Annotated in this window: 2 protein-coding genes; both read left to right on the forward strand. The window is 39.2% G+C overall.

The window, feature by feature from the left end; translation table 11 throughout:
* Positions 1–865, forward strand: an 865-nt coding sequence (locus AC1DRF_RS27555) for an ammonium transporter (protein WP_477742253.1), incomplete at its 5' end; no start/stop codon positions are given.
* 133 nt (positions 866–998) lie between these two features.
* Positions 999–1,196 (forward strand): IDEAL domain-containing protein, encoded by a 198-nt coding sequence (locus tag AC1DRF_RS27560; protein WP_013057324.1) that lies wholly within the window; start codon positions 999–1,001, stop codon positions 1,194–1,196.
* The last annotated feature ends 255 nt before the right edge of the window (positions 1,197–1,451 follow it).

Here is a 1,451-nt window from a genome sequence, read left to right on the forward strand (position 1 = left end):
TCCTATAGCCGGCCACTGGATTTGGGGAGGCGGATGGATTAGTAAGTTAGGGATGCTTGATTTTGCCGGTTCGGCAGTTATCCATGCTCTTGGCGGTTTYTCAGCTTTAGCAGCTGCAATAATGATTGGACCGAGGAAAGGGAAGTTCACGAAAAATGGAATCAGTTCTGTTTCTCTTCCAAGCAATTTGCCGCTTGCATCAGTGGGTGCTTTTTTATTATGGTTTGGATGGTTCGGGTTTAATGCAGGAAGTACGCTAAGTGCCACTGACGTTAGAATTGGTCACATTGCTATTGTCACAATGTTATCAGCAGCAGCAGGCGGAGCAGTTACTTTATTTTATACTTTATTTCGCTACAACCGTTCAGATGCACCTTCTGTAATAAATGGATCGCTTGCCGGACTGGTTGGCATTACGGCCGGTTGCGCTTTTGTTAACACACCATCTGCTATTTTTATTGGAGCTGTATCTGGCTTATTAATGATGGCAGCTACAAACTGGCTCGAAGCACGTCAAATCGACGATCCTGTAGGAGCTTTTCCTGTACACGCTGCTTCGGGAATATGGGGTACGTTGGCTGTGGGCTTGTTTTCTACAGACGGCGGTGTGTTTACCGGAGGAGGCTGGATGTTACTTGGCGTTCAACTTCTTGGGTTAATCGCTCTATGCGCTTGGGGATTTGTTACGACGTGGATAGGATTAAAGGTTATTTCCTTGGTGGTTCCGCTTCGATCTACGGAAGAAGAAGAAGAAGTGGGCTTAGATATCAGCTACCACGGTATCATGGCAGCTCATCAGGCTCCTGAATTTATTGAATATGAAAACTACTATGCGGAAGTAAAAGAAAAAGCCGCAGATTCGTAATAAAAGGCCGCGCTTTATAACAAAAGGGCGGCCTTTTTATGTGAAAAAAATAGATTTAAAATACTTGGTTTAAATGATTGAAAAGTCAGAATATTTGTGTTATATTATAAAAAAGCCAAGGAGTTGATTTCTTATGAAAAAGAATTTACTTAATTCACCGCAAAAATCCAACGGAAAGGTGCTTGATGCATTATTCGCTGAGATGATTTTAGACAAGGCGATTGCAGAATTTCGTAAAGCACAGCTAAAAGAAGAAATCGACCGCACGCTATTGATGAAAAATAAAGAAGAGTTTTTGAAACTCTCATCAGAACTTAAACAAATTTCTTAATTACTTACTATACTTCACACACCATCTATTTTTAGGTGGTGTGTTTTATTTTTGAGACCTACTAAAAGGGATTAATTAGTAATAATTATGAATATATTCCTATTTAAAACTTTATTTACATTAATTGTATTGACTTCTTTTATGGATTTTTTTAACATAAACAAGAATTAAAGAGGAGGGGTTTGGTTGGGACATCTATTATTAGTAGATAGCTTGATTGCGGGTATTGTTTGCATTGTGTTAGGAATTTTATTT

This window comes from Priestia sp. P5_B4, assembly GCF_056400385.1.